This window comes from Ensifer sp., assembly GCF_035999185.1.
In the GTDB taxonomy this organism is placed as follows: domain Bacteria; phylum Pseudomonadota; class Alphaproteobacteria; order Rhizobiales; family Rhizobiaceae; genus Ensifer.
Map to the genome: position 1 here is coordinate 1 of NZ_DASYHB010000053.1, position 2761 is coordinate 2761.

Genomic DNA, 2761 nt, shown 5'->3' on the forward strand with positions numbered 1-2761 from the left:
GACCTGCCTGATCCGCGTCAGGATCTCCCGCGACATCCGTGTACGATTTTCGAGCGAACCGCCCCATTGGTCGTCGCGCCGATTGCACCAGGGGGTCCAGAACTGGTCGACCATGCCAAGATAGGCTGCCCAGACTTCGACGCCGTCGAAGCCGGCGTCCCGACATCGCCGTGCCGCCTCGACGAAACCGTCAATCGTCTCATGGATCTCGGCCTCGGTCATCGGATGCGAGCCGTCGCTGTCGTGATAGCTGGGGCCGCCCGAAGGCGACCAATGCGGATGAAAGGAGTTGTCGGAATCCCCATGGGCGCCGACATGGTAGAGCTGCTGTATGGCAACGGCCCCATGCTCCTTGATCGCTTCGACCACCTTCCTGAAATGCGGGATGACGCTGTCGTCGGAATGGCGGAAATTGCCGCGAGTCAGAACCGCAGCGGCATGCACCGGCATCGGTTCGACGACAATCATCGCGGCGCCGCCGATCGCCCGTTCCCGGTAATAGGCGGCATGGCGTTCGGTTGGCAGACCTTCGACGGCCATGTTCGCCGTGTGGGCGCCGAAGACGATCCTGTTCTTCAGCCTGTGCGACCGCAGCTTGAGCGGAGAGAACAGCCGGGGAAACTTCTTGGACATGGCGCAACTCCGGGCGGGCAGAGGATCGGGTTGGGAAGGGGCTCATCGTCCCTTCCGGGCGGCGAACACACCGCCCGGAGACAAGGCAATTGGACTGTCGGCTCGGCGCGTCACGCGGCGGTGGCCGCAATCACCGTCGTCCGATCGTTGGTCTCATGCGCATTGACCATGGCGCTTGCGAGCTGGCGGAAGGTGACCGTGCCGAGAGGTTTGCCTGCGGGATCGACGACGGTGATATCGCCTTCGGGTGCTGACGCAAGCGCACGCACCGCCTCTTCGACCGTGAGATCGGCTGCAATCTTCTGCCCGCTGCCGGCAGCCGTCGTACCAAGCGGCGCCATGATCGCCCCGACATGCACGACGCGGCCTCGGTTCACCTCCTTGACGAAGTTGGCAACGTAGTCGTCGGCTGGCCTCAGCACGATATCCTGGCTCGAACCCTGCTGGATGACCTCGCCGTCGCGAAGGATGGCGATCTGATCACCCAGTCGAAGGGCCTCGTCGAGATCATGGGTGATGAAGACAATCGTCTTCTTGATCTCCTTCTGAAGGTCCAGAAGCACCGATTGCATGTCCGTGCGGATGAGGGGATCGAGGGCCGAATAGGCTTCATCCATCAAGAGAACCGGCGCGTCATTGGCCAGCGCCCGGGCAAGGCCGACGCGCTGCTGCATGCCGCCCGACAACTGGTTCGGGTACTTCTTCTCGAAACCCTTGAGCCCAACCCGCTCCAACCATCGCATCGCCGTGTCGATGCTCTGCGCACGCGATACGCCCTGGATTTCGAGACCGAAGATCGTGTTGTCGAGCACGCTTCGATGCGGAAGCAGCGCAAACTTCTGGAACACCATCGCTGTCTGGTGACGGCGGAATTCGCGCAGTTCCGCCTCCGGCATCTTCACCACGTCGATGCCGTCGACGAGGACTTCGCCGGCGGTCGAATCGATCAGCCGGTTGATGTGACGGATGAGCGTCGACTTGCCTGATCCGGAAAGCCCCATGATCACCTGGATGGAGCCGGACGGCATTTCGATGTTGATGTCGCGGAGGCCGAGCACGTGCCCGTGCCGTTCGTTGAGTTCGGCCTTGGTCAGACCGTTCTTCACCGCCTCGACATGCGACTGCGCATTCGGCCCGAAGATCTTGTAGAGATGACGGATCGCAATGCCGCCGAAAGCATGGTCAGCCATGGACGACCTCCCGGTGCTTCTGCAGCCGTTCGCCATAGGCCTGGCTGACACGGTCGAACATGATGGCAATGCCGACGATGGCGAGACCGTTGAAAATGCCGAGCGTGAAATACTGGTTGGCGATTGCCTTCAGTACCGGCTGGCCAAGCCCCTGAACGCCGATCATCGAGGCGATGACGACCATGGCGAGCGCCATCATGATCGTCTGGTTGATGCCGGCCATGATGGTCGGAAGCGCCAGCGGGAGCTGTACCTTGAAGAGTTTCTGCCTGTTGTCGGCGCCAAACGCATCGGCGGCCTCCAGAACATCCTTGTCCACCAGGCGAATCCCGAGATTGGTCAGCCGGATCATCGGCGGGATGGCGTAGATGACGACGGCGATCAGGCCCGGAACCTTGCCGATACCGAGCAGCATGACGACAGGGATCAGGTAGACGAAGCTCGGCATGGTCTGCATCACGTCGAGCACGGGATTGACGACCCGTTGGACCCTGTCGGAGCGTGCCATCAGAATGCCGATCGGCAGTCCGATGGCGATCGACAGAACGGTGCAGACAAAGATCATCGAGATCGTCCGCATCGTGTCGTCCCACATGCCGAAGTAGCCGATCAGCAACAGCGTCACGAGACAGCCGGCGGCGATGCGAATGCTCCGTGTCGCTGCCCAGGCGATGGCGAGGATCAACAGTGTGATGATCGGCCAGGGCGTCTTGGTCATGAACCGTTCGGCGGCGATCAGAAACGTCTGCAGCGGCGCAAAGAAGCCCTCGATCAGATCGCCGTAGCTGCGGGTGAAACCGCGAAAAGTCTCGTCGATGACCTTCTTCAGGTCTCGAAGCGCGTTGTCGTTCATGTGCGGAAATTGAAAAAACCAGTCCATTCGGTTCCCCTTCTCGAAAGAGCCGATCCGTTCTTCTTGTTATGTCGGCAGGAACGGT

At 61.2% G+C, this 2761-nt stretch carries 2 protein-coding genes and 1 pseudogene; all 3 read right to left on the bottom strand.

Annotated features, from left to right (window positions below):
- A pseudogene (locus VGO04_RS05580) lies at positions 1 to 633 on the bottom strand (oxidoreductase); the annotation flags it as partial.
- Between the two features lie 110 nt (positions 634 to 743).
- The gene (locus tag VGO04_RS05585) at positions 744 to 1823 is read right to left on the bottom strand and encodes a glycine betaine/L-proline ABC transporter ATP-binding protein (RefSeq protein WP_327494972.1); all 1080 of its coding nucleotides are present in this window, start codon (positions 1821 to 1823) and stop codon (positions 744 to 746) included.
- The gene (locus VGO04_RS05590) at positions 1816 to 2703 is read right to left on the bottom strand and encodes a proline/glycine betaine ABC transporter permease (protein WP_327494973.1); all 888 of its coding nucleotides are present in this window, start codon (positions 2701 to 2703) and stop codon (positions 1816 to 1818) included. Before VGO04_RS05590 ends, VGO04_RS05585 begins: the two co-directional genes overlap by 8 nt.
- Positions 2704 to 2761: the final 58 nt, after the last annotated feature.

What these genes read in the sequence shown, in the direction of transcription:
- VGO04_RS05585 (WP_327494972.1), bottom strand. Translation starts at nt 1,823, where the DNA reads ATGGCTGACCATGCTTTCGGCGGCATTGCGATCCGTCATCTCTACAAG.
- VGO04_RS05590 (WP_327494973.1), bottom strand. Translation starts at nt 2,703, where the DNA reads ATGGACTGGTTTTTTCAATTTCCGCACATGAACGACAACGCGCTTCGA.